This window comes from Dyella tabacisoli, from assembly GCF_003350925.1.
Taxonomy (GTDB): Bacteria; Pseudomonadota; Gammaproteobacteria; order Xanthomonadales; family Rhodanobacteraceae; genus Dyella_C; species Dyella_C tabacisoli.
This window is the reverse complement of record NZ_KZ857174.1, coordinates 382280-403539: the sequence shown is the minus strand read 5'-3', so window position 1 is coordinate 403539 and position 21260 is coordinate 382280. Positions and strand designations below refer to the sequence as shown.

Sequence of the window (21260 nt, the reverse complement as noted above, 5' to 3'; positions counted from 1 at the left end):
CTGCCCGATGCAGCCCCCGCATTCAGGGGGCTGACACCTGCGACCTTCGTACAGTCATGAGTCGCCGCCAAACCATCGTATCCTTGGCAACTGACTCCCCCTGCAAGAAGGCATCGCAATGGATAAGGTTTACGCAAGCGCGGCGCAGGCTCTAGACGGCCTATTGTTCGACGATATGACACTGGCCGCGGGCGGTTTCGGCTTGTGCGGCATCCCGGAGAACCTGATTGGCGCCCTGCTCGCCGCAGGTACAAAAGGCTTGACCATCGTCGGCAATAACGCCGGCGTGGACGATTTCGGCATGGGACCGTTGCTGAAGACCCGCCAGGTGAAACGCGTGTATGCCTCTTACGTGGGTGAGAACAAAGAATTCGAGCGGCAGGTGCTGGCTGGAGAGCTTGAATTGCATCTGGTGCCGCAGGGCACCCTGGCGGAAAAACTGCGCGCCGGCGGCGCCGGCATTCCGGGCTTTTACACCCGCACGGGCTTCGGCACCAAGCTGACCGAGGGTAAGGAAACCAAGCTATTCAACGGCAAAGAATATGTACTGGAAGACGCCATCCATGCCGACGTTTCCATCGTCAAAGCATGGAAGGGCGATCGCCTTGGCAACCTGGTGTTCAACAAAACCGCGCGCAACTTCAACCCGATGATCGCCACCTGCGGCAAGGTCTGCGTGGCCGAAGTGGAAGAACTGGTCGAGGTAGGCACCCTGGCGCCCGATGAAATCCACGTGCCGGGTATCTATATCGATCGCATCATCCAAGGTGAAAAGTACGAAAAACGGATCGAGTTCCGTACCGTGGCCGGTGCCAATACCGGCAAGGAAAGTCCGATCCGTACCGCCATGGCCCAGCGTGCCGCCAAAGAGCTGCGCGACGGCTTCTACGTCAACCTCGGCATCGGCATCCCTACCTTGGTCGCCAACTTCATCCCCGCCGGTATCGATGTCACCTTGCAGTCGGAGAATGGCTTGCTTGGCATCGGCCCGTTCCCGGATGAGGCGCATGTCGATCCCGATCTTATCAACGCCGGCAAGCAGACCATCACCAGCCTGCCCGGATCGAGCTATTTCTCCAGCGCCGAATCGTTTGCGATGATTCGCGGCGGCCATATCGATCTCTCCATTCTCGGCGGCCTGGAGGTTTCCGCCCACGGCGACCTCGCGAACTGGATGGTGCCGGGCAAGATGGTCAAGGGTCCGGGCGGCGCGATGGATCTGGTCAGCGGCGTACAGCGCGTCGTCGTGCTGATGGAGCACAACGCAAAGGACGGCTCACCGAAGATCAAAACCGATTGCGACCTGCCGCTGACCGGCAAGCAGGTGGTCGATCTCATCATCACCGACCTATGCGTGTTCGAAGTGGCAAAGGGTAAGGGCCTCACCCTGATCGAGCTGCAAGAGGGTGTGACGCTGGACGAGGTCAAGGCGAAAACCGGGTGTGATTTTGTCGTGTCTCCTGCGCTTCAAGCTGGCTGATACAAGCCCGCCAACCCTCCCCTTCGAACAGGGGAGGGAGTCGAATCTAGCAAGTTTTTAGCCCCTCCCCCTGCAAGCAGGGGGAGGTTGGGAAGGGGTGCTCTTGCTGCCCAAAACGTTAACCAGCCCCCTACATCGACAGCGGCTGCGGAAAGCGAATGCGCGCGACGTGCCAATGATCCTCGCGGGTCTGCAACTCCAACGGCCAGGCGAACCGCTCACTGATGCGCTGGGCAATCGCCAGCTCAAAACCATGCCGGTCGACCCCACCGTCGACCGGCGAGCGATTGGCCACGGTGACCATGCCGGGCATCACCGTAATCACGATCGTGCCCTGCTCGGCTTGCTGACAGGCATTGCGGATCAATTGCCAGCACAGCACGGCGAACACTCGGGGGGAGCCATGCAGGGCAAAGCGCACCGGCTCCTCCAATTGCAAGACGATCGGCTGCCCCTCCAGCAGGTCGCGCGCGGCGTCCAGCTCGCGCTTGAGTACGTCGTTGACGACGAAGTCCTCTTCGCTTAAACCGTTGTCGGACTCGCGCGCGAGAATCAGCAAGGCTTCAACCAGAGCCTCCATTTCACGGCTGGCACGCTTGATCCGCTGCACTGAACGCTGCCCCGGCTCGCCCAGCAGCGGTTCGTCGGCCAATAAGTCGGCCGACATTTTGATCACCGTGAGCGGGCTGCGCAGCTCATGGCTAGCATCACGCGTAAAGTCGCGTTCACGCTGGTTGTATTCGGCGATGCGATGGGCGAACGCATCCAGGCGGCGCGACAGTACCGCAACATCGACATCGGTATGCGGGGGTAATTGGCCCAGCAGCCATACATCGGAGCCCGCCTGTTGTTCGTCCCAAGCCTCGACCGCACCCGCCAACCGGCTCACTTGCAACCATTGCCGCCGGGTCGCCAGCCACGCCGATACGCTAAAGATCGCGATCAGTATCAACATCGCTTCTACGGGCACCACCTGGGTAGCGCCCATCACACTGGCTATCGCCACCGCTATCAGTTGCGAGCCGAAGATCACGCCGATACGTCGATAAAACGTCCCCCGACGAAACGTCATGCTCGATGCTGAGGGCCTGTTCATGATCTCCATGGCAATAAATTGCAGACGGTAACGAACCGACTACGTAGCAGTAGCGACCTCCGATTCAATATCGGCGAGGCGGTAACCGGAGGAATGCACGGTATGCAGCAAGGGCTGCTTATAAGGCTTGTCGATGATCCGCCGCAGGTTGTACAGGTGCGAGCGCAAGGTGTCGGAGTCGGGCAAGGTATCGCCCCAGATCTCGCGTTCGATATCGCGCCGGCTCACCACCCGCGGCGATTCGCGCATCAGGATGCCCAGCAGCTTCAGACCGATCGGCGAAACCGCCAGCTCCTGACCGGCGCGGGTCAAACGCAAGGTGGCGGTGTCCAGGGTCATATCGCCCACCGTAAGTATCTCGGTGGAAACCTGTCGGCGATCCCGGCGAATCAGCGCACGCAAGCGCGCTTCGAGCTCGCGTACTTCAAACGGCTTGACCAGATAGTCGTCGGCGCCGGCTTCCAGACCCACCAGCTTGTCATCCAAGGTGTCGTGTGCGGTCAGCATCAGCACCGGGGTTGATTTCTTGGCCTCTTTCCGCAGCTTGCGACAGACATCCAGGCCTTCCAGGCCCGGCAGCATCAGATCCAGCACCACCACATCGTAGCTATTGGATACCGCCAGATGCAGGCCGCTGACGCCATCGGCGGCGTAATCCACCGAATAGCCACGGCGCTCAAGATGCTCGCCGACCATTTCGGCGATCTGGCGGTTGTCTTCGACTAACAGAATCAATCCGGATTGTTCATCACGCGCGTTCATCACTTACGTCCCCAGCAGAGTCTTCACATAAGTGAACAGCTAACGATGTAGCGCGTTACAGGTACGTGAAGATTGCATCGATGATGCCAACAATTCACCGCAGCAAAGGCTGCAGCTTGCTCCACACCGTATCCAGAACCATAGGCTCGCCGGCGGCCACCGGGTGAAGGCCATCGTTTTGCATCATGGCCGGATCCAGTGCCACGCCTTGCAGCAAAAACGGCACCAAGGCAGCATGCTTTTCTTTGGCCAGATCCGCGTACACCGCGCGCAGACCGTCGCGATACTGCGGACCGTAATTCACCGGCAGCTCGATGCCCAGCAACAGCACCTTGGCCTTGGCCGGACCGGCAGCATCGATCATCGCGGCGAGGTTATCGCGCAACGACGCCAGCGGCAGGCCGCGCAAGCCATCATTGGCACCCAATTCGATCACCAGCACCGCCGGCCGATGCTTGGTCAGCAAGGCCGACAGGCGGTTGCGCCCACCTAGCGACGTCTCGCCGCTGATGCTGGCATTGATTACCGTCCAACCCGGTTCCATTTCATCCAGGCGTACTTTCAGCAGATGCACCCAACCTTGTTCCACCGCAATGTTGTGCGCAGCCGACAGTGAATCCCCCAAAACCAGCAAGGTCTTAGTCGATGCTGCCTTCGGTGTCGCCGCATCAGCGGCCCGGACCCCGAACAGCCCGACATTAAGCAGCACTAGCAGTAGCCAAAGGAAACGACGCATGAGCGGTACAACTCCGGGTGTTCTTCTCGATGTCCGCGATGTTAGCAAGTCGGTGCAAGGCCCCGAGGGCCGACTGGACATCCTGAACAAAGTCAGTTTGCAGGTTTACGACGGCGAAAGCTTCGCCATCGTCGGTGCATCCGGCTCGGGCAAGACCACCCTGCTCGGCCTGTTGGCCGGGCTCGATACCCCCAGCGCCGGCAGCATCGCGCTCCATGGCCACGCCTTAGAGCAACTGGACGAAGAGGCCCGCGCAGACTTGCGCCGACGCCTGGTCGGCTTCGTCTTCCAGTCATTTCATCTGCTGCCGGCACTTACCGCCGAAGAGAATGTGATGTTGCCGCTGGAGCTGGAAGGCAGCGACGACGCGCGTAGCCGTGCCCGTGAAGCACTGGAGGCGGTGGGCCTGACCCCGCGCCGGCGCCATTACCCGGCGCAGCTTTCCGGTGGCGAGCAGCAACGCGTAGCGATCGCCCGCGCTTTTGTGCATGGCCCACGCCTGCTGTTTGCCGATGAGCCGACCGGCAACCTCGATCAGCGCACCGGCCACCACATCAGCGACCTGTTGTTTGCCCTCAATCACGACCACCGCACTACGCTCGTCCTGGTCACCCACGATATAAAACTGGCGGCCCGTTGCACTCGGCAAGTGGAGCTGGATAACGGCCGATTGGTCGCACGTGCCGCCCCTGCTGCGATGGTCATGCCATGACGATGACCTGCCCCCTCCCAGCCCCAGTCAACTCCCTCCCCTGCATGTCCCGAAAAAGGGACTCCCTTCGATCGCAGGGGAGGGTTGGGAAGGGGTACGCACTGGCCATAAAAGCGAGGGCGCACGCATGAAGTTATTCACCCTCTCCCTGCGTACCCTGCGCCGCGAATGGCATCTGCCCGAATTGCGCACGCTGGCGGCATCCTTGGTACTGGCGGTCGTCGCACTTGGCGTGGTCGCCACACTGACGACGCGAATCGAACGCGGCATGCTGGCCAGCGCCGCTGAATTGATCGGCGGCGACATCGGGATAACCGCGCCACAGGCACTGCCCGACACCTACGCCAGCCAGGCCAACCAACGCGGGCTGACCATCAGCCGCGGGGCCGGCTTTCCCAGCGTAGCGTTCGCCAACGGCCAGAGTCAGTTACTCGACGTACAAGCCAGCGACAGCGCTTATCCGCTGCGCGGCACGCTGGAACTGCGCGATGCCCAGGGCCATGACCACACCGGCGCTCATGCGCCCGCCGCAGGCGCGGTCTATCTCGATCACCGTGCACTGGTGGCGCTAAATCTCAAGGTCGGCGATGCCGTGCAGCTCGGCGGGCGCGACCTGCGTATCGCTGCCGAACTAGTGCGCCAACCCGATGGCGGTCAACTGTTTGCGCTGGCGCCACGCGCGCTGATGAGTTTGAGCGACGCCGAACAAGCCGGCCTGCTTGGCACTGGCAGCCGCGCGCGCCAGCGCCTGCTACTAGCGGGCGAACCTGCCGCGGTGCAAGGCTGGCGCGAGTGGACCCAATTGCAGACGCTGCCCCAAGGCGCCGAACTCATCACGCCAGAACAAACGCAAGAGCGCATGCGCAGTGCTTTCGATCGCGCCGGCGCGTTCCTTCGACTTACTGCCTTGCTCTCGGCTTTGCTCGCCGGTGTGGCGATTGCCTTGGCGGCCCAGCGCTATGCTCGACGAAAGACCAACGAAGTCGCTTTGCTACGCGCACTGGGCACACCGCGTCGACGTGTACTCGGCTTGTTGATCGGCACCCTGGGTGCGCTCGCGCTTCCTGCGGTCTCGCTAGGCATCTTGTTGGCGCTAGGACTGGCTCAAGGTGCTTGGCTCTTCGCCAGCCAGCTTTTCAGCAGTGCACCGACCACCCTGCCCTGGACGCCTGCCCTGATCGCCGCCGTCATGGGTATCGCGGTACTGATCGGCTTTGCCTTGCCGCCGCTGGCGCGACTGGCCGAGGTGCCTCCCGTCGCCGTCTTCCGCGAAAGCGTGGCTCGACGTGTGCGCCGCTTCGATGCGCTTTATCTGTTTCCCGCCCTGGCCGCGTTGATGCTGATCTGGAGCCAGAGCGGCTCAGCCAAACTGGCCGGCATCCTTGCCGCCAGCCTGCTCGGCGTGGCCTTTGTCGCAGCCCTGCTTGCCGGCCTGATGCTATGGCTGGCCCGCCGGCTGGCGCCAGGCGCGCACCCCGCATTACGGCTTGGCCTGGCCGCCCTGGCGCGGCGACGCGGTATGAGCCTGGTGCAAGCCACCGCATTGAGCCTGGGGCTGGTTGCCCTGTTGCTGCTTGCCGTGGTCGCACCGGCCTTGCTTGAAGGCTGGCGCCGCGAGCTACCCGCAGATACACCGAACTGGTTCGTACTTAACCTGCAAGACGATCAACGCGCCGGTTTCGAGCAGACCCTGGCCGGCATCGGCGGGCAAAAGCTCAATATGCTGCCCTTGGCGGTCGGCAAACTCACCGCAATCAACGGCCAGCCGATCGATCAGCTTCGCTTTAAAGACGAGCGCGCCAAAGATTGGGCCGACCGCCAACTGCGCCTGTCCTGGGCCAATGAGTTGCCGCCGAGCAACCAGGTGGTCGCTGGCCAATGGCACAGCGCACAGCCGGCGCAAGCCGAGGTTTCCATCGACACGATGTGGCGTGACATGTTTGCGCTGAAAGTCGGCGACCGCATGCGTTTCAACATCGGCGACAGCGACATGGAGGCACGTGTGGGCAGCATTCGCCAGGTCGACTGGAGTTCGTTCCGGGTCAATTTTTTTCTGCTGCTCGACCCGGCACATGCCAACGAGTTGCCGCATAGTTGGATCGCCAGCTTCTATCTACCGCGCGGCCATGCCGAGCCATTGGCACAGCTATCGCGTGACTACAGCAACCTCAGCCTGATCGACGTCGACTCACTGCTCGACCGCGTCCGCGAAATCGTCGATCGGGTCGGTAATGCGGTGCGCTGGATCTTAGGCTTCAGCCTGCTCGCCGGCGCACTGGTTTTGGCCGCCGCCTTGGCCGCCAGCGCCGCCGAGCGTCGCCACGAAGCCGCGCTGTTGCGCACGCTCGGTGCCCGCCGTAACCAACTGCGCGCCGCAGCGGCCTGCGAATTCGCCCTGCTTGGCTTGGTCGCCGGCCTCACCGCGGCATTCGGCGCCGCCGGTACCGGCTGGTGGCTGGGGCGGGCGGTGTTTCATATCGATGGCTTCATGCCGCCCCTGTGGCCACTGGCGTTGGCTGCCCTGGGTGCGGCCTTGGTGGTGATGTTGCTGGGGCTTGCCGGCACGCGGAAGGTTACGCGTACTTCGCCTATGCGGTTGCTGCGGGAGGGTTGAGTGTTATGGCGCTCTGGTAAGGACCGGCGGGCCTTGCGGGCCTGATCGTCCAGCCCCTCACCGGCGCACAGGGCTCCAGGGTCAAGAGCAAGATCAAAAGCTGCGGGTGTTGTTCTTACCCCTCCCCCTGCCTACAGGGGGAGGCTGGGAGGGGGTCCAACCTTGCCGCAAGATTGAACCCCTCCCCAACCCTCCCTGCGACCGAAGGGAGTCCCCTTTTCGGGACTAGCAGGGGAGGGAGTCACGCTGCCTCACCCGACGCGCTACCCCTATGCAGCAGGGAGGCTGGGAAGGGCTCAATCGTTATCGCGCGGTACTTTGACCTTGCCGGTGATGCTACTGTAATTGACGTCGCCACTGCCTTTCGCAGCAAGGCTCAGGTCACCGCGCACATCGCGCACGGTAAGGTCGCCCGAACCCAGCGTATCGGCGTGCACACTGCCGCCCACATGACTCAATGCGACTTCGCCCGAGCCAATACTGCCGATCTTGGCGTCGCCCTTGATGCCATCTGCCTTGAGTGCGCCCGAACCCAGCGAGCCGAGTTCCAGCGCACCGATGTCATTTGCATCCACATCGCCGGAACCCACGCTGGTAATCAGCGCACCGGCAATCTTGCTCACGTGCAATTCACCTGAACCGACATGGCCTTCCAACTGTTTCACGCCAGTGGCCCAGGCATCGCCCGAACCTACGTTAAGCACGATCGGCAGTTGTGAAGGCACTTGCAGGTTGAGTTCGAGATTGGTGTAAGAGCGAGCGAATAGGCTGATGTTGGAATGGCTGGTACCACCAGCCTCCACCACCAATCGATCTCCCTCACGGTGCTGGGTCACTACCAGTTCGTCCAACAACTTGGGATCCGAAGCGCAGGCGCGCCCGGTCAGTTCGGCGCCTTTCGTGCCATCGCTGCCGGTGAGATGCAGATCATGGCTATGCAGCTCCACTTGCAAGACTCGCACGCCAGACAAGTCGAGCTTGAGATTACGAGGCGCCTGGTACTTGCAATCATCCGCTGCGTGAACGGCGAATGGGGCCAGAAACAGGGCAATAAAGAGGGCACGATGCATTGAATGACTCCAGTGGAAACAGATTCAGGCATGTGATGCGGGCTATGCGCAAAGGGTTGCACATGACTTGAGACCTAGAAGTGCGTTACAGGTCCACCGTCGATTCGTCTTGAACACCCATCTGCTTCACCCGTTGCCACAGTGCCTCTTGCGCCTGCAGATCGCGCTCAACCATGGGCTGCCCTTCAGTCGCGGCCAGTTTCTCCATCTGCCGGAAACGTCGTTCAAACTTCGCATTGGCGTGACGCAACGCTTGCGAAAAATCGACGCCGGCATGGCGGGCCAGGTTCACGGTGACAAACAACACGTCGCCAATCTCGTCCTGCAAACGCGCATGGTCGCGGCCGTTGGCAAATTCGGCGCGCACCTCGTCCACCTCTTCGACCAGCTTGTCCAGCACCGGCTGTGCGTCTGGCCAATCGAAGCCTACCGTGGCGGCGCGCTGCTGCAGCTTCAGTGCGCGCTTCCACTCCGGCAACCCGTGCGAGACGCCGGCCAAGGCACTGCCATCGGTCTGCGCGCCTTTAGCCGCGCGCTCGGCCGTCTTGATGTCTTCCCATGCCTGCATCTGCGCATCCAGATCGGCATAGCTCACATCGCCAAAAACATGCGGATGCCGCCGCAGCATTTTTTCGCTGATGGCATGGGCTACATCGGCAAAATCGAACAGGCCGGCCTCTTTCGCCATCTGCGCATGAAACACCACCTGCAACAGCAGATCGCCCAGCTCATCGCGCAGATCGTGCCAATCCTTGCGATCGATCGCATCGGCCACTTCGTAGGCTTCTTCGATCGTATACGGCGCGATCGAGGCGAAATTCTGCTGCACATCCCAGGGACAACCCCGCTCGGGATCGCGCAGGCGGGTCATGATGGCAAGCAAGTCATCCAGGCTGTGCTTGGTCATCAGCCCACCACGACATCACGCAAACGTCCCGACCAATCGATCATCCGATCACCCACCGCGATAAATTCTGGATTGAGCAGGGACTCGCCACGGTTGTAGCGCAATGGCTGGCCTTGCAGATCGAGCACCGCGCCCCCGGCCTCTTCAAGCACGCATTGCGCGGCGGCGGTATCCCATTCGCTAGTCGGGCCACGACGCAGATAGATGTCGGCCTCACCGCGCGCGATCAGGCAAAACTTCAGCGACGAGCCAAGCGGCTTCGATTGATAATCATCGCCGAGCAATGCCTGCAGCAAAGGCATGCCACTGGCGCCATGCGAGCGGCTGCCCGCCACCATCGGCGGCTTGGCCAGACTACGCGTCACGATGCCCAGCCACGGTGCGTCAGCTTGCATCTGCAACCACGCGCCCTGCCCCTCGGCGGCGACATACAACTCGCCGCTCACCGGTGCCAACACTACGCCTAGCACCGTCCGGTGCTGTTCGATCAGCGCGATATTGACGCTGAACTCGCCATTGCGCTTGACGAACTCGCGCGTGCCGTCGAGCGGATCGACCAGCCAATAACGCTGCCACTGCTGGCGGTCACTCCACGCCGCCGCATGCGCCTCTTCGGACAATACCGGCAACACGGGATCAAGCTGTGCCAAGCCCGCGGCGATCACGCGCTGCGCGGCAAGATCGGCGGCAGTGACAGGCGAACTGTCCGCCTTGTGCAGCACCTCGAAATCTTCACGATAAATCGTCAGGATCGCTTCACCGGCGGCACGCGCAATAGCGCCGATCTGGCGCAGCAATTCAGATACGGGTTGCGTATTCATGTGGTTCTAAATCGCCCGGCAAGATACTCGCGAGCCATAAATAGCGCGGCGATGGACCGCCCTTCGGTCACGTCGTCACGGGCGATCAGCGTATGCAGCTCGGCCAATTTCCATGGCACCACCTCCAACTCCTCAGGCTCGTCGCCCAGCAGCCGCTCGGGATAAAGGTCTTGCGCCAACACCACGTGGGCCATGTGGGTCATGTACGAGGGCGACAACGAAAGGTTATGCAGAATTTTCAGCTTGCGCGCGCCGTAGCCGACCTCCTCCTTCAGCTCGCGGTCGGCCCCCTGCTCGGCGGTTTCGTCTTGATCCAGGCGCCCTTTGGGCAGCGTCAATTCATAGCGCCCTACGCCGGCGCCGTACTCACGCACCAGCAATACGGTCTCGTCGTCCAGCATGGGCACGATAATCACCGCACCGAGGCCGCCGCCCTTCAACCGCTCGTAAGTGCGGCGCTCGCCGTTGGAAAACTCAAGGTCGAGCTGCTCGACACGCAGAAAGCTGCTGTCATGAACATCTCGGATGGCGTGGACGATGGGTGGCTTGCGCATTCGTGCATTGTAGCCATGTGCAGCGCTTGTTCGTCATCGCTCAGGGCAGCGGTGGTGGCCGCATGCCCGCATTCGGCCTGGGCCGGCCCGTAAACACCGCCCAAATCAGCAATGCAAAGCCAAACACACGCAGCAAGCCGCTGAGTACACCCCACACCGTGATGAAACCCCGCACGGCGGTATAACTTTCGTCATGCGTCGTGCGAGGCACGTACCAGCCATAGACCCATGTGTTGGCCAGCGAAATCATCAACTCGATCAAACAAGCAATGAGCAACAACATGGCCGCACGCGGCGCACGTTGCCATAGGACCATGGCCATGATCGCACCGACGATAGCAGTGAGCAGCATCGGGCTATTGTTGAGTAGCATGACTAAAAGAATTTTCAGTTCACTCACGTCGTACACCGATCAGGACTCCTTCACATTTGAGGATGAGAGGCGCTGCAACGCCTGCGCGTGAATCGCCGGCGTACCGGCCAATGCACTGCGCGTATCCAGATTCAACGCATGGCCGTCCAAATCAGTGAACACGCCGCCGGCCTCACGCACAATCACCGCCAGCGCGGCAATGTCCAGAATATTGAGATCCGACTCCAGCACCAAGTCCAGACTGCCGCGTGCCAGTAAGTGGTAATGGCAGAAATCGCCATAGCCACGACTACGATTGCAATCGCGGATCAAGCCACCCAATGCCTGCCAGCGCGCATCGTTGGTGAGCGACTTGATATTGCCGGTGGAAATCACCGCCTGCGCCATCTCGCTGGTGGCCGCCACTTGCACCCGCTCACCGTCATACCAGGCACCGGCGCCGCTGCTGGCCCACATGGTTTCACCGTAGACAGGCGCGCTCGATACGCCCAGCACCAGTTCGCCGCGATGCATCAGGGCAATCTGGGTGGAAAAAAATGGCGTGCGCCGCACGAAACTCTTAGTGCCATCGAGCGGATCGACCAACCACAACAGTCCCTGATCGCCGCCACTATCATGACCAAACTCCTCACCATAAATCGCCGCCTGCGGCAGCGCCGCCTGCAACACCTTGCGTATCGCCAACTCCGCTTCACGATCGGCCACGGTTACCGGCGTGGCATCACTTTTCAACTCCACCACGACACCGCGTCGCCAGTAGTGCAGCAAGACCTCGGCGGCGACTGCGGCCGCTTCACGTGCGGCGTTTAAGGCATGGGGTAGATCCAGTGTGCTCATAGCTATCTCGTAGATGTCGTATTGATGCTGGTTGGGGCAAAAGCCTGACCCCTCCCCTGCACACAGGGGAGGGAGCTGACTGAGGCGGCTTTAGCCCCTCCCCCTACGTGCAGAGGGGGCTGGCAGGGGGTGCTTTTATGCCTTTTTGTCACCCGCCGCCTTGGCCAAACCACCACTCCCCTTAATCTGCACCGCACCATCGGCTCCGGCCCGCCCCAAGCCAAGCAACCAACGCTGCAACGCAGGGTTCGCCCCGCGCGGCTTGGCATTCACGCTATAGCGCCAGCCCAGCGGGCTCAGCCCTAGCTGGCCATTGAGCTGCAAAGGCCCGTTGCCACCATCTTGCAGCTCGCCTTGAATAACACCAGCCCGCCCTTGTGCCTGCAATTGGATCTCGCCCAAGGCCAGCGCACCGGCTGCCGCATCGCTCCAACGCGCGCTGCCGTCGAGCTCCAGCGGCCAACGGCCCTGTAGCAGCACATGCGCAATCTCAATATTCAACTGCCCGTGCAAGCCGCCGCCAAGCCACTCGGTGTGAAGGCCGAGCGAGGCGATATCGCCCCGCAAATGCACCTGGCTCCACTCCGCCCGCTGTTTGTCGAGTTGATGCATATCGCCGTGAAAACTGAGCTGCGGCCCTTCCAGACCCGCGCTAAAACGGGTGTCGCCCCATAAGGCCCGTCGCGACAACTGCCACTCCAGCCGGCCCAGGTTGCGGCCATCGGTGGTCAGCACCTGGCCGGCATGCCCCTCCCACAGCGTGCCGCCGACCTGATCCAGACGCAGGCCATGCAGCCGCGCCTCCAGCCGGGATTGCATCCATTGAGCGGGCAGATACCAAACCAGCAAAGCCAGCAACAGCAAAGCACCCAGCACTATCAACACCGTACCCAACCGCTTCAAGCCATGATCTCCTGATGTTGACGTGTTCGAGCCCCTTATGCCGGGCTTGAGTGCCTACGTATGCAGCGTCGATGATAGCCGGATGAATCCACTCGCTAGCAACAACCGCAGCCTCGCCGAACGCGACCTGCGCCACCTATGGCACCCCTGCACCCAGATGCACGACCACCTCAGCGTGCCGATGGTGCCCATCGTGCGCGGTGAAGGCGCCTGGCTGATCGACGCCGACGGCCGTCGCTACCTGGACGGCATCAGCTCGTGGTGGACCAACCTGTTCGGCCACGCCAACCCACGCATCGGCGCCGCCTTGAAAGCGCAGCTCGATACGCTTGAGCACGTGATTTTCGCCGGCTTCACGCACGAGCCGGCGATTGAGCTGGCCGAAGAACTGGTACGCATCACTCCACCAGGGTTAGACCGCGTGTTTCTCGCCGATAACGGTTCGGCCGCCATCGAAGTGGCGCTTAAAATGAGCTTCCACTACTGGCTCAATCAGGGGCGTGGCGAAAAAAACCGCTTCATCGCGCTCAGCGGCAGCTACCACGGCGAAACGCTAGGTGCGCTGTCGGTAAGCGATGTGGCGCTATATCGCAAAACCTACGCCCCGCTGCTGCTGACCCCCATCCTCGCCCCATCGCCCGATGCCTACGAAGGCGAAGACGGCGAAAGCGCCGCGTCGGTCGCCGCACGCAGATTAGGCGAATTACGCACCCTGCTGGAGCGCCATGCGCACGAGACCAGCGCCGTTATCGTCGAACCGCTGGTGCAATGCGCCGGCGGCATGCGCATGTATCACCCCAGCTACCTGACCGGCCTGCGTGCACTGTGCAACGAATTCAACGTGCACCTCATCGCCGACGAAATCGCCGTAGGCTTCGGTCGCACCGGCACCCTGTTCGCCTGCGAGCAAGCCGATATCGCGCCTGACTTTATGTGCCTGTCCAAAGGGCTTACCGGCGGCTTTCTGCCGTTATCTGCGGTGCTCACCACCCAGCAGGTATACGAGGCGTTTTATGCCGAATACAGCGCCGGCAAAGCTTTCCTCCACTCACACAGCTATACCGGCAACCCACTCGCCTGCCGTGCGGCGCTGGCTACTTTGCAGATCTTTCGCGACGAACCCGTGCTGGAGCGTAACCGCGGTTTAGCTGCCCATCTGGCTACCCGTCTCGCGCCCCTGCGCGATCACCCCAACGTCGCGGAGATACGCCAGACCGGCATGATCGCTGCCATCGAGCTGGTACAAAACAAAGCCCGCCGGCAAGCCTTTCCCGCTGGCGAACGCCGCGGCCTGCGCGTCTACCTGCATGGCCTTGAACATAGCGCGCTGCTACGCCCACTCGGTAACGTGGTGTACTTCATGCCGCCTTACGTCATCACCGAGCAAGAGATCGATCACTTGGTCGATGTGGCTATTGCCGGTATCCACCACGCCGTACGGGACTAGCGACAACCGACCCCCTCCCCTGCTCGCAGGGGAGGGTTGGGGAGGGGTCAATGACCGTGCGTAGTCACACTAGGGTCAAGCTTTTGCAGCGCCGGCCCCAGATCCCGCTCGCCGGTACGCTGAATATCGTCCTGGGTATAGACACGCCCCGTGCCAGGCATGCATTTACCCTTTTGGGGTGGAATATGACTACCAGTCTCGCGCAGGCAATTGCGATCAGATAGCGGCTTCTGGTCGTTGCTGGTCGCACTCGCCTGAACCTGGGCATCCGCCGTAGCGGTCTGCGCATAAACCGCCGTGGCACCCAGGCTAGCAACCAGGGCCAGCGAGCAAATAGATAACGAAGATCTAATGTTGATAGACATGACAACGTACCTCTAGTCGCGCCCGTCAACGGGCCGATCAACATGCTGCGCCGCCACTGGCTGGCAGGCAATGAGGGGCGGCATCACCGTCTCGGCCTTATTCAGCTTTCGGCCCACATGCGGCAACACCCGGCCATGAAGCCCATCAACCCCGTTATGCTCACCCTTTTTGAACACGCAACATCATGCGCACCATCCGTATCCATATCGACCAGCCGCTCAGCGTCGGCGCCGAACTCCCGCTCCCCACGCAGGCCAGCGAACACGTCGCACGCGTGCTACGACTCAACGCCGGCGACGCCATCACCCTGTTTAACGGCGATGGCAGCGACTACCCCGCCACCATCAGCAGCGTCGGCAAGCGCGAGGTCGTTGTGCAGGTGAGCGCGGCGCAGCCGCTCGACAACGAATCCCCGCTATCGCTCACTCTGGCCCAGGGCGTCGCGCGCGGCGAGAAAATGGACCTGATCGTGCAAAAGGCGACCGAGCTGGGTGTGGCGCGTATCGTGCCCCTGCTTACCGAACGCTCCGAAGTAAAACTCGACCCCGCCCGCGCCGAAAAACGCCTGGCCCACTGGCGCGCCGTAGCCGCCAGCGCCTGCGAACAAAGCGGCCGCGCCCGTCTACCCGAGATCACCCCGGCACAGCCCCTGGAAGCTTGGCTGCGCGCACTTACCGACGATGGCGCCCTACGCCTGGCGCTATTGCCCGAAGGCTCCCTGCAAGCCCGCACACTGAGCTTCCAAAGCACCGGCGGCATCCTCGTCGTAGGGCCAGAGGGCGGGCTAGGCGATCGCGATGTCGCCGCACTTACCCAACACCGCTTTCTAGGCCTGCGCCTAGGCCCGCGCATCCTACGTACCGAGACCGCCGGCCTGGCCGCACTAGCGGCACTGCAGGCACTGCACGGGGACGTCTAAACCCCCAAGCAACCTACCCCCTCCCCTGCTTGCAGGGGAGGGTTGGGGAGGGGTCGGCCGAGCGACAAGCCTTCACCACACCCACAAGATCCAAACCGCAAGCCAGATTATCCGGCAGCGCCACCAGTGCAACAGCCCCGTAGCGCGCAACCCAAGAGCAACCGGCTTACTTGGCGTTCTTCTTCTTTTCGTCCTTAGCCGCCTTCTTTTCCTTCATGGTCTTGGCGGGCTTTTTCTTCTCGCTCTTTTTTGAATCCATACCCTTACTCATGGCGCTCTCCTCATCATGGTCATCGTGCGTAGTCGTCTTACGTCGACAGCACCCATCAGCCAACAGGGCCGGCATGTCAACGTGCGAAGCATGGCATGAACGGTGGGGTGGAGTAAGCCCAGTTAGCCGCCCTTTGACCCAAGTTTGCTAAAAGCAACCTCGCCCACATACGTAAGGATGGGTGCCACCTCCGTCAAGGTGTAGGACACAACATTATCCTTGTCGAGCAGCACCCCTTCTACAAAATCCAGGTCGTCGAATAAGTCACCCACGACAAGATCCGGCGTACCGCTCATAGCGTATTTCTCGTCGTCGTGAATCTTCCAATAAAACGACTGCTCAAGAGGAAGGCTATCGACACCCATGTCAATCACGTGATCGAGAAGAATATTGATGACCTCTTTCAGCTTTCGTATATCGATATCACGCACGCAATGATTCCTCTCCGTAGGTTGGGGTGAGCGCAGCGAACCCCAACGTTGCGCGATGCTGGGTATCACGGCGAGTCCCAAAAGCATGCCATGTTGGACATCGCGGCGAACCTCAACATGACGCAACGTTGGGCATCACTTTGTTCAGCCCAACCTACGCGCATTGGTGCGCGAGGACCACAGACTTTTGGTGCGGGCCCGTGGCAGACTCGGGCTGTTGCCACCTGGTTCATCGCAGTTAGCACGACCCAGGTGGCGACTCTGTAGAAAGGCAAGAAGCGCGAGCCGCATGAGCGCCAACTCATACGACCCGCTAACCACAACAAACTGAAGTGGAGTTGTCATGGCTAAGACGAATAGTACGGTAGAGCAGCACCCGTCTGCTGAATTTAACCCGCTAAGCCGCTATTTTCTGACCGAAGGCACCTTGGTCGGCCCCCACGAGGAATCCCTCACCACCCTCACCGGCATGCTTACAGGCGTGCTGACCCTGGTGCGCATCCTCGCCACCAGTGAATCGTTTCGCGAGCTACGCGACACCAACCAATACCAAGAGCCCGAAGAGATGCCCTTCAATCCGATGACCACGGAAGGTTTGTTTATGGCCCTGCATTTTTTGACGGAACGGGCAGAATCGGTGTCCCTGGGCTTGCTGGAGAAGCAGCAGAAGCAAAAGAGCTAAGCCCGTAACGCACGAAGCCCGCCTACGCGGGCTTCGTTTGCGTAGGTCCGTCGCTTGAGTGGTAGGTTGGGGTGAGCGCAGGCGAACCCCAATAATCAACGAGCAATGTTGTCGGATATCACTTCGCTCAGCCCGATCTACTTAATGACTCCGACCCTGGGGCATCTCCACGTTTTAATGCCGCCATGCCCATCTGATCGAAGATGATCGCACTCGGACATCGTAAGCGATGCATGAGGTCGCGTAGGTCGGGTATAGGCCATCGTCGAGCGAGCGCTTCGCACCCCACTCTTATCAGGGAGCAGAGGCGTCGCACGCTACGACGCGGCGATAGCCATTGATCCCGACCTGTCGCCTCGCAGGCCACACCCACGATCCAGCAGGCAAAGGCGGCCATCGCGCTTAGCAGCAGGAACAAGTCGATGCGCTTTCCTTTACGCGTAAGACTGTCTTCAAACACTTGTCCGTAGCGATGAGATTTGAGGTCGCGGAACGACAGTTCGATCTGCATGCGTCGCGCGTAGATGGTCACGATATGCCGCGCACTGAGTTCAAGTTCGGGCGAAGCCATCAACAGCCTCGGCTCGCTTTCACGCGTGGCGTGTTTTCGACTGTAGCTATTGCGCGCAACCTCACCTTGGCAGGTCCAATGCTTGCGCCCCTTGGCCGACTTCGCGTGCAACACCAGACGGCAATCAAGCGGTGCATTGCGCACAGCCTGCATCAGGCCCAGGTCGCAAGGATGCGCTGTGGCCAGTGCATAGACGCCCTTACAAGGAACCCATTGATCGTGCTCGTTGGGGGCATCGGCAGGCTTAACGTGGGTGCGGTGACGCAGCCGTCCGATCCAATACCAGCCCATGGAGGCCACCGCACGAAACCAAGGTGCGCGGAACCCCGCATTGGTCACGAGGATGGGCTGTACATCGGCTCGCAGTAGCTGAGCTAGCCGCTGTAGAAACTGTCGCTCGGCCTGAGGGGTACCCTGCTTACCCTGAGGTCCAGTATCGTCAATGTACGACCACCGACGGGTATCGAGGCACGAAGCAGATGCCAGCTTCGGTCCGCTTTCAAATCCGACCAGTCGATCAAGATCAATGGCCGCTTGCTACGCACCAGTCAGCGGGCATTCCTGCGTAGATGCCTTCACGCTCTGCATGAAGATGGTTATTGCTGAGCAAACGGTCCAAAGCTTTCAACGGCGCACTGCATCGGGCCATGATCGCGCCAGGTCCATCAGCGTTAATCGCCGGCCTTGGATCAATGCATCGGTGGCACGCATGAGCACGAGTGATCGCAACGAGTGCATCGCGTAGGCAGCTTTGCAATACTTCGGCCGTACGCATGGGGCGGTCGCCTCTGGCTTCGTAACCCGTGAGGAGGGACCGCATCATGCGTACACCGTTCGATGTGACTAGGTGCAAACGACTGAGCACGCTGAGAATTTCGTGGAGATACCTCAGTCACTAACCCCTTATTTTATAATCCCGGTTAACGTTGAACAGCAACCGGGACTCCGCATCATAGTATTGCCCCGGATACCGGAAGCCCCAGTCACCTGCAAGCGCTGGCATTACTGTCGCTGGTGGACGGCGCATGCGACAGCGGCACCATGCCACCGAACTTTCCCGCAGAGGGAATCCCGGTCATTTTTGCGTCGTAGACCCAAAACACTACAAGATCGTCGAGGTGCTTGGCCTTCCTTAGTGCTGGAAAAGTCTCTTCAAGATTCAACGCGCCGGTTGCGAACTCTCCGGATCCAATGGTCACGTCGCGAGGGGGTAGATCGTCTACGAGATAGATCGGCTCCAACTCCTTACCAACCCCTGCCCCTTTGTAAACGATTAGACCTGTCGCCCTCTGTCCCCACGGCAGAAAGCTATGATCGAGCGTAATGGCTTTATCCGTGCAGTTCCAAAATCTAATATTCAGTGCAACGTGTCCGTTTCCGATAGTCACGCCGGCCGCCTCCGCAACGACCGGATTTTGTTCTCTCGAAAAGGCGTCAGCCGAGTACACCGTCAGCAATACCAGCGCGAAAAGAAGTTTAGATCCTAGGAAGAGTTTCATACTCGTGCTCGTAGCCCCTTAGATAGTCTTTCTCTTTCTTCAAGCTCGTTCTGGAGCATTGCCTTACACTTGTCACAATCATTGATCGCGCGAAGCTTGGCCTCCAGACACTCCATCTGAACCTTGTATGCGGCAATCTCGTCCGCATCAGCTTGAATTTTATTTCTCTCTCCCATCCTCATGAATGCAGGTTGGTTAGCACAAATCGTGGGATTAGCCTTCAAGAATTGCTGCCTATGCACCATTTCGTGGGCTCGCGTGCAATCCCCCCAGCATGCCATCTCGTCAAACGTGATCTGAGGTGACATGTATACAGAGATTCCACCAAGGCCGTCGCAAACAATAGTCGAGCTACCTCCTACTGGCGTATCCGGATCCAGCACTTTGGCCTTTCCATCCGGATCAAAAGCCACAAGAGGATTGTCGTCCACATAGGCATACGTACTCATGGAGTGGCGTAGTCCCAGCGGATTCGCATAGCCATAGGTATACGTGTTTAGCCCACCACCGAGACCGACAGGATCAGACTGCGAGTATCCGCCTCTTGCCGATTCAAAGTATCGATAGCGATTGCTTTTTAGCCCTGACTCGGCATCGTGATATTGACCGGGAAAGCGCAAATTAAAGACGTAACCACTGACAGAGGTCGGCTGCTGCTCACCAAATGGGTTGCCTGCATACGACCACTGCCACAGTGTGCTGCCAGCACTATCAGTCACCGCACGTGGAGTACCCAGATCATCAGCATGCACGTAATTTATCGTGCTCGTGGTGCCAGCCATATCGACCACCGCCACCGGCAAATCATTTAGCCAGATATAGTCACGATTGGTGTTGTCGTATTAGCCGATAAAATGGCTACAACTGTGGGGCTTCCAATTATGAGCCATGAAATAAGGCTGCGGTGCGGCGAGCTCGTTCTACGGAGTTAGCTGTGATCGTAAATTTGTTGCGACTGAGCGGAGCATTCAAAAATCCAGAGTAGATTGCTTGATTGTCTACCGACAAGATAATTCTCTGCTCATGAACATCAGCCGTTAACTTTCTCAAATTATCGGCATCCTCTTTTGAAAAATGAATCTCCACGAGGTAGACGCCAATATTTTCGTTTTCCCCTATCGCTATTGATGTGGGCTTTATATTTGTTACTTGCTTTTTATAATTAATGCATTCCGTGGAATGAATGATCTCCATGGCATCACTTGATCTATCAATCGTTTTTTTATCTTCCGCAGGCGTCTTTTCATCACAGGAAAAAGAAAGCGTAAATGGTGCAAAATGAACATCAACAATGTTCGTGGGGCTCGCATGAATTGCATTACTCCATTGAGCCGCATAAGTAAGCGCAAGCATTGTAAAAAGGCGAAGGTAACTCATAAATACTCCGAATTCCTGTTAGTCGAATCGATGCTTAAGGTATTATTGGTGAGCTTATTCTACGCCACCTTCAACATTCTTCGCATCGCGCTGTAGATCAATCATTCTAGTTATCAGTTCGTTCGCATCATCTAGATCTGCGTTTTTAGGCCCCCTGGGTACCCACTGCAATATTTGCTCATCCGACGCCCACTGGGTGCAGGTACACGTTGGATAAATCTGCTTGAACTCTGATGCGGTAGGAAATGCACCAATGCCATCGCCAATGAAGCCTAACTCGTACCAACTCGGCTGGTCCTTATGACAAGCCGACGGATCGTAGAGGCATCTTGCACTTACACATCGAGCCGTATCTACGATCATCGGCCTATCGAGTGACCATGCGCCTGGCGTTTGCTCTGGACCCACAGGAACTTCAGGCAACGGTAAGCTCGGAACACCGCGCCCATAGTTTCCACCTGGCCCAGGGGGCGGGCTATGTGCTGATGGCACTCTGGCACCACCTATTGGCGATAACCCTGACGGATCGATATTCCCAAGCGGATTCGCATAGCCATAGGTATAAGTGTTTAACCCACCACCGAGACCGGCAGGATCAGACTGCGAGTATCCGCCCCTTGCCGATTCAAAGTATCGATAGCGATTGTTTTTAAGCCCTGACTCGGCATCAGTGATACTGACCGGGAAAGCGCAAATTAAAGACGTAACCACTGACAGAGGTCGGATGCTGCTCACCAAATCCGCATCGCGACCAACTCACCTTCAATCGCTCAGGTCGCCTTATCTGTGCGGTTTCCGTGACGTGCGTCAACTGCATCAAAAGCGAGGGGGG

22 protein-coding genes and 1 pseudogene are annotated in these 21260 nt (G+C 59.7%); 6 read left to right on the top strand and 17 right to left on the bottom strand.

Features of this window, described 5'->3' with window-relative positions:
- Positions 1 to 118: 118 nt before the first annotated feature.
- The gene (locus DVJ77_RS21630) at positions 119 to 1480 is read left to right on the top strand and encodes a 3-oxoacid CoA-transferase (protein WP_114844522.1); all 1362 of its coding nucleotides are present in this window, start codon (positions 119 to 121) and stop codon (positions 1478 to 1480) included.
- Positions 1481 to 1610: 130 nt separating this feature from the next.
- Here DVJ77_RS21630 and DVJ77_RS05805 read toward each other — a convergent pair whose 3' ends face one another.
- The 3 genes from DVJ77_RS05805 to DVJ77_RS05795 form a co-directional block, all read right to left on the bottom strand.
- Positions 1611 to 2552 (bottom strand): sensor histidine kinase, encoded by a 942-nt coding sequence (locus tag DVJ77_RS05805; RefSeq protein WP_225427836.1) that lies wholly within the window; start codon positions 2550 to 2552, stop codon positions 1611 to 1613.
- 63 nt (positions 2553 to 2615) lie between these two features.
- The gene (locus tag DVJ77_RS05800; RefSeq protein WP_114844521.1) at positions 2616 to 3338 is read right to left on the bottom strand and encodes a response regulator transcription factor; all 723 of its coding nucleotides are present in this window, start codon (positions 3336 to 3338) and stop codon (positions 2616 to 2618) included.
- A 94-nt stretch (positions 3339 to 3432) separates the two neighbouring features.
- Positions 3433 to 4074 carry an arylesterase gene (locus tag DVJ77_RS05795; protein WP_114844520.1) on the bottom strand — a complete coding sequence of 214 codons (642 nt, stop codon included), beginning with the start codon at positions 4072 to 4074 and terminating at the stop codon, positions 3433 to 3435.
- Here DVJ77_RS05795 and DVJ77_RS05790 point away from each other — a divergent pair.
- Positions 4073 to 4786, top strand: a complete 714-nt coding sequence (locus DVJ77_RS05790; protein WP_114844519.1) for an ABC transporter ATP-binding protein — start codon at positions 4073 to 4075, stop codon at positions 4784 to 4786. The genes DVJ77_RS05795 and DVJ77_RS05790 overlap by 2 nt on opposite strands.
- Before the next feature lie 127 nt (positions 4787 to 4913).
- Positions 4914 to 7400 (top strand): ABC transporter permease, encoded by a 2487-nt coding sequence (locus DVJ77_RS05785; protein ID WP_114844518.1) that lies wholly within the window; start codon positions 4914 to 4916, stop codon positions 7398 to 7400.
- Positions 7401 to 7696: 296 nt separating this feature from the next.
- Here DVJ77_RS05785 and DVJ77_RS05780 read toward each other — a convergent pair whose 3' ends face one another.
- The 7 genes from DVJ77_RS05780 to gspN all read right to left on the bottom strand — a co-directional run bounded on the left by DVJ77_RS05780 (position 7697) and on the right by gspN (position 12865).
- Positions 7697 to 8470 carry a DUF4097 family beta strand repeat-containing protein gene (locus DVJ77_RS05780; RefSeq protein ID WP_114844517.1) on the bottom strand — a complete coding sequence of 258 codons (774 nt, stop codon included), beginning with the start codon at positions 8468 to 8470 and terminating at the stop codon, positions 7697 to 7699.
- Positions 8471 to 8555: 85 nt separating this feature from the next.
- Positions 8556 to 9377 carry a nucleoside triphosphate pyrophosphohydrolase gene (mazG, locus tag DVJ77_RS05775; RefSeq protein ID WP_114844516.1) on the bottom strand — a complete coding sequence of 274 codons (822 nt, stop codon included), beginning with the start codon at positions 9375 to 9377 and terminating at the stop codon, positions 8556 to 8558.
- Positions 9377 to 10198: a 3'(2'),5'-bisphosphate nucleotidase CysQ gene (gene cysQ / locus DVJ77_RS05770; RefSeq protein WP_114844515.1), complete on the bottom strand. Its 822-nt coding sequence runs from the start codon at positions 10196 to 10198 to the stop codon at positions 9377 to 9379. Before cysQ ends, mazG begins: the two co-directional genes overlap by 1 nt.
- The gene (nudE, locus tag DVJ77_RS05765; RefSeq protein WP_114844514.1) at positions 10195 to 10752 is read right to left on the bottom strand and encodes an ADP compounds hydrolase NudE; all 558 of its coding nucleotides are present in this window, start codon (positions 10750 to 10752) and stop codon (positions 10195 to 10197) included. The genes cysQ and nudE overlap by 4 nt, the downstream gene beginning before the upstream one ends.
- A 40-nt stretch (positions 10753 to 10792) precedes the next feature.
- On the bottom strand, positions 10793 to 11161 hold the full coding sequence (locus DVJ77_RS05760; protein WP_114844513.1) for a hypothetical protein: 369 nt from the start codon (positions 11159 to 11161) through the stop codon (positions 10793 to 10795).
- 3 nt (positions 11162 to 11164) lie between these two features.
- The gene (locus tag DVJ77_RS05755; RefSeq protein WP_114844512.1) at positions 11165 to 11962 is read right to left on the bottom strand and encodes an inositol monophosphatase family protein; all 798 of its coding nucleotides are present in this window, start codon (positions 11960 to 11962) and stop codon (positions 11165 to 11167) included.
- A 135-nt stretch (positions 11963 to 12097) separates the two neighbouring features.
- Positions 12098 to 12865 (bottom strand): type II secretion system protein N, encoded by a 768-nt coding sequence (gene gspN, locus DVJ77_RS05750; RefSeq protein ID WP_114844511.1) that lies wholly within the window; start codon positions 12863 to 12865, stop codon positions 12098 to 12100.
- A gap of 82 nt (positions 12866 to 12947) precedes the next feature.
- On the opposite strand from gspN, the gene DVJ77_RS05745 reads away from it, so the two are divergent.
- Positions 12948 to 14312, top strand: coding sequence for an adenosylmethionine--8-amino-7-oxononanoate transaminase (locus DVJ77_RS05745; RefSeq protein WP_114844510.1), 1365 nt, complete (start codon positions 12948 to 12950; stop codon positions 14310 to 14312).
- A 47-nt stretch (positions 14313 to 14359) separates the two neighbouring features.
- On the opposite strand, the gene DVJ77_RS05740 is transcribed toward DVJ77_RS05745, so the two are convergent.
- A complete protein-coding gene (locus tag DVJ77_RS05740) occupies positions 14360 to 14677 on the bottom strand; it encodes a hypothetical protein (protein ID WP_114844509.1) in 318 nt (105 codons plus the stop codon).
- Positions 14678 to 14862: 185 nt separating this feature from the next.
- Here DVJ77_RS05740 and DVJ77_RS05735 point away from each other — a divergent pair, with 185 nt between their 5' ends.
- Positions 14863 to 15597, top strand: coding sequence for a 16S rRNA (uracil(1498)-N(3))-methyltransferase (locus DVJ77_RS05735; protein WP_114844508.1), 735 nt, complete (start codon positions 14863 to 14865; stop codon positions 15595 to 15597).
- A gap of 393 nt (positions 15598 to 15990) precedes the next feature.
- On the opposite strand, the gene DVJ77_RS05725 is transcribed toward DVJ77_RS05735, so the two are convergent.
- A complete protein-coding gene (locus DVJ77_RS05725; protein ID WP_114844506.1) occupies positions 15991 to 16299 on the bottom strand; it encodes a hypothetical protein in 309 nt (102 codons plus the stop codon).
- A gap of 343 nt (positions 16300 to 16642) precedes the next feature.
- Here DVJ77_RS05725 and DVJ77_RS05720 point away from each other — a divergent pair, with 343 nt between their 5' ends.
- Positions 16643 to 16981: a hypothetical protein gene (locus DVJ77_RS05720; RefSeq protein ID WP_114844505.1), complete on the top strand. Its 339-nt coding sequence runs from the start codon at positions 16643 to 16645 to the stop codon at positions 16979 to 16981.
- Positions 16982 to 17108: 127 nt separating this feature from the next.
- Here the strand turns inward: DVJ77_RS05720 and DVJ77_RS05715 are convergent.
- The 5 genes and pseudogenes from DVJ77_RS05715 to DVJ77_RS05695 form a co-directional block, all read right to left on the bottom strand.
- Positions 17109 to 18327: pseudogene (locus tag DVJ77_RS05715) on the bottom strand (IS4 family transposase).
- A 208-nt stretch (positions 18328 to 18535) separates the two neighbouring features.
- Positions 18536 to 19051, bottom strand: coding sequence for a hypothetical protein (locus DVJ77_RS05710; RefSeq protein WP_114844504.1), 516 nt, complete (start codon positions 19049 to 19051; stop codon positions 18536 to 18538).
- The gene (locus tag DVJ77_RS05705) at positions 19048 to 19848 is read right to left on the bottom strand and encodes an RHS repeat domain-containing protein (RefSeq protein WP_114844503.1); all 801 of its coding nucleotides are present in this window, start codon (positions 19846 to 19848) and stop codon (positions 19048 to 19050) included. The genes DVJ77_RS05710 and DVJ77_RS05705 overlap by 4 nt, the downstream gene beginning before the upstream one ends.
- 82 nt (positions 19849 to 19930) lie before the next feature.
- Positions 19931 to 20428, bottom strand: a complete 498-nt coding sequence (locus DVJ77_RS21045) for a hypothetical protein (RefSeq protein ID WP_162791379.1) — start codon at positions 20426 to 20428, stop codon at positions 19931 to 19933.
- A gap of 54 nt (positions 20429 to 20482) precedes the next feature.
- Complete coding sequence (locus tag DVJ77_RS05695; protein WP_225427869.1) at positions 20483 to 21139, bottom strand: RHS repeat-associated core domain-containing protein; 657 nt, start codon at positions 21137 to 21139, stop codon at positions 20483 to 20485.
- Positions 21140 to 21260: the final 121 nt, after the last annotated feature.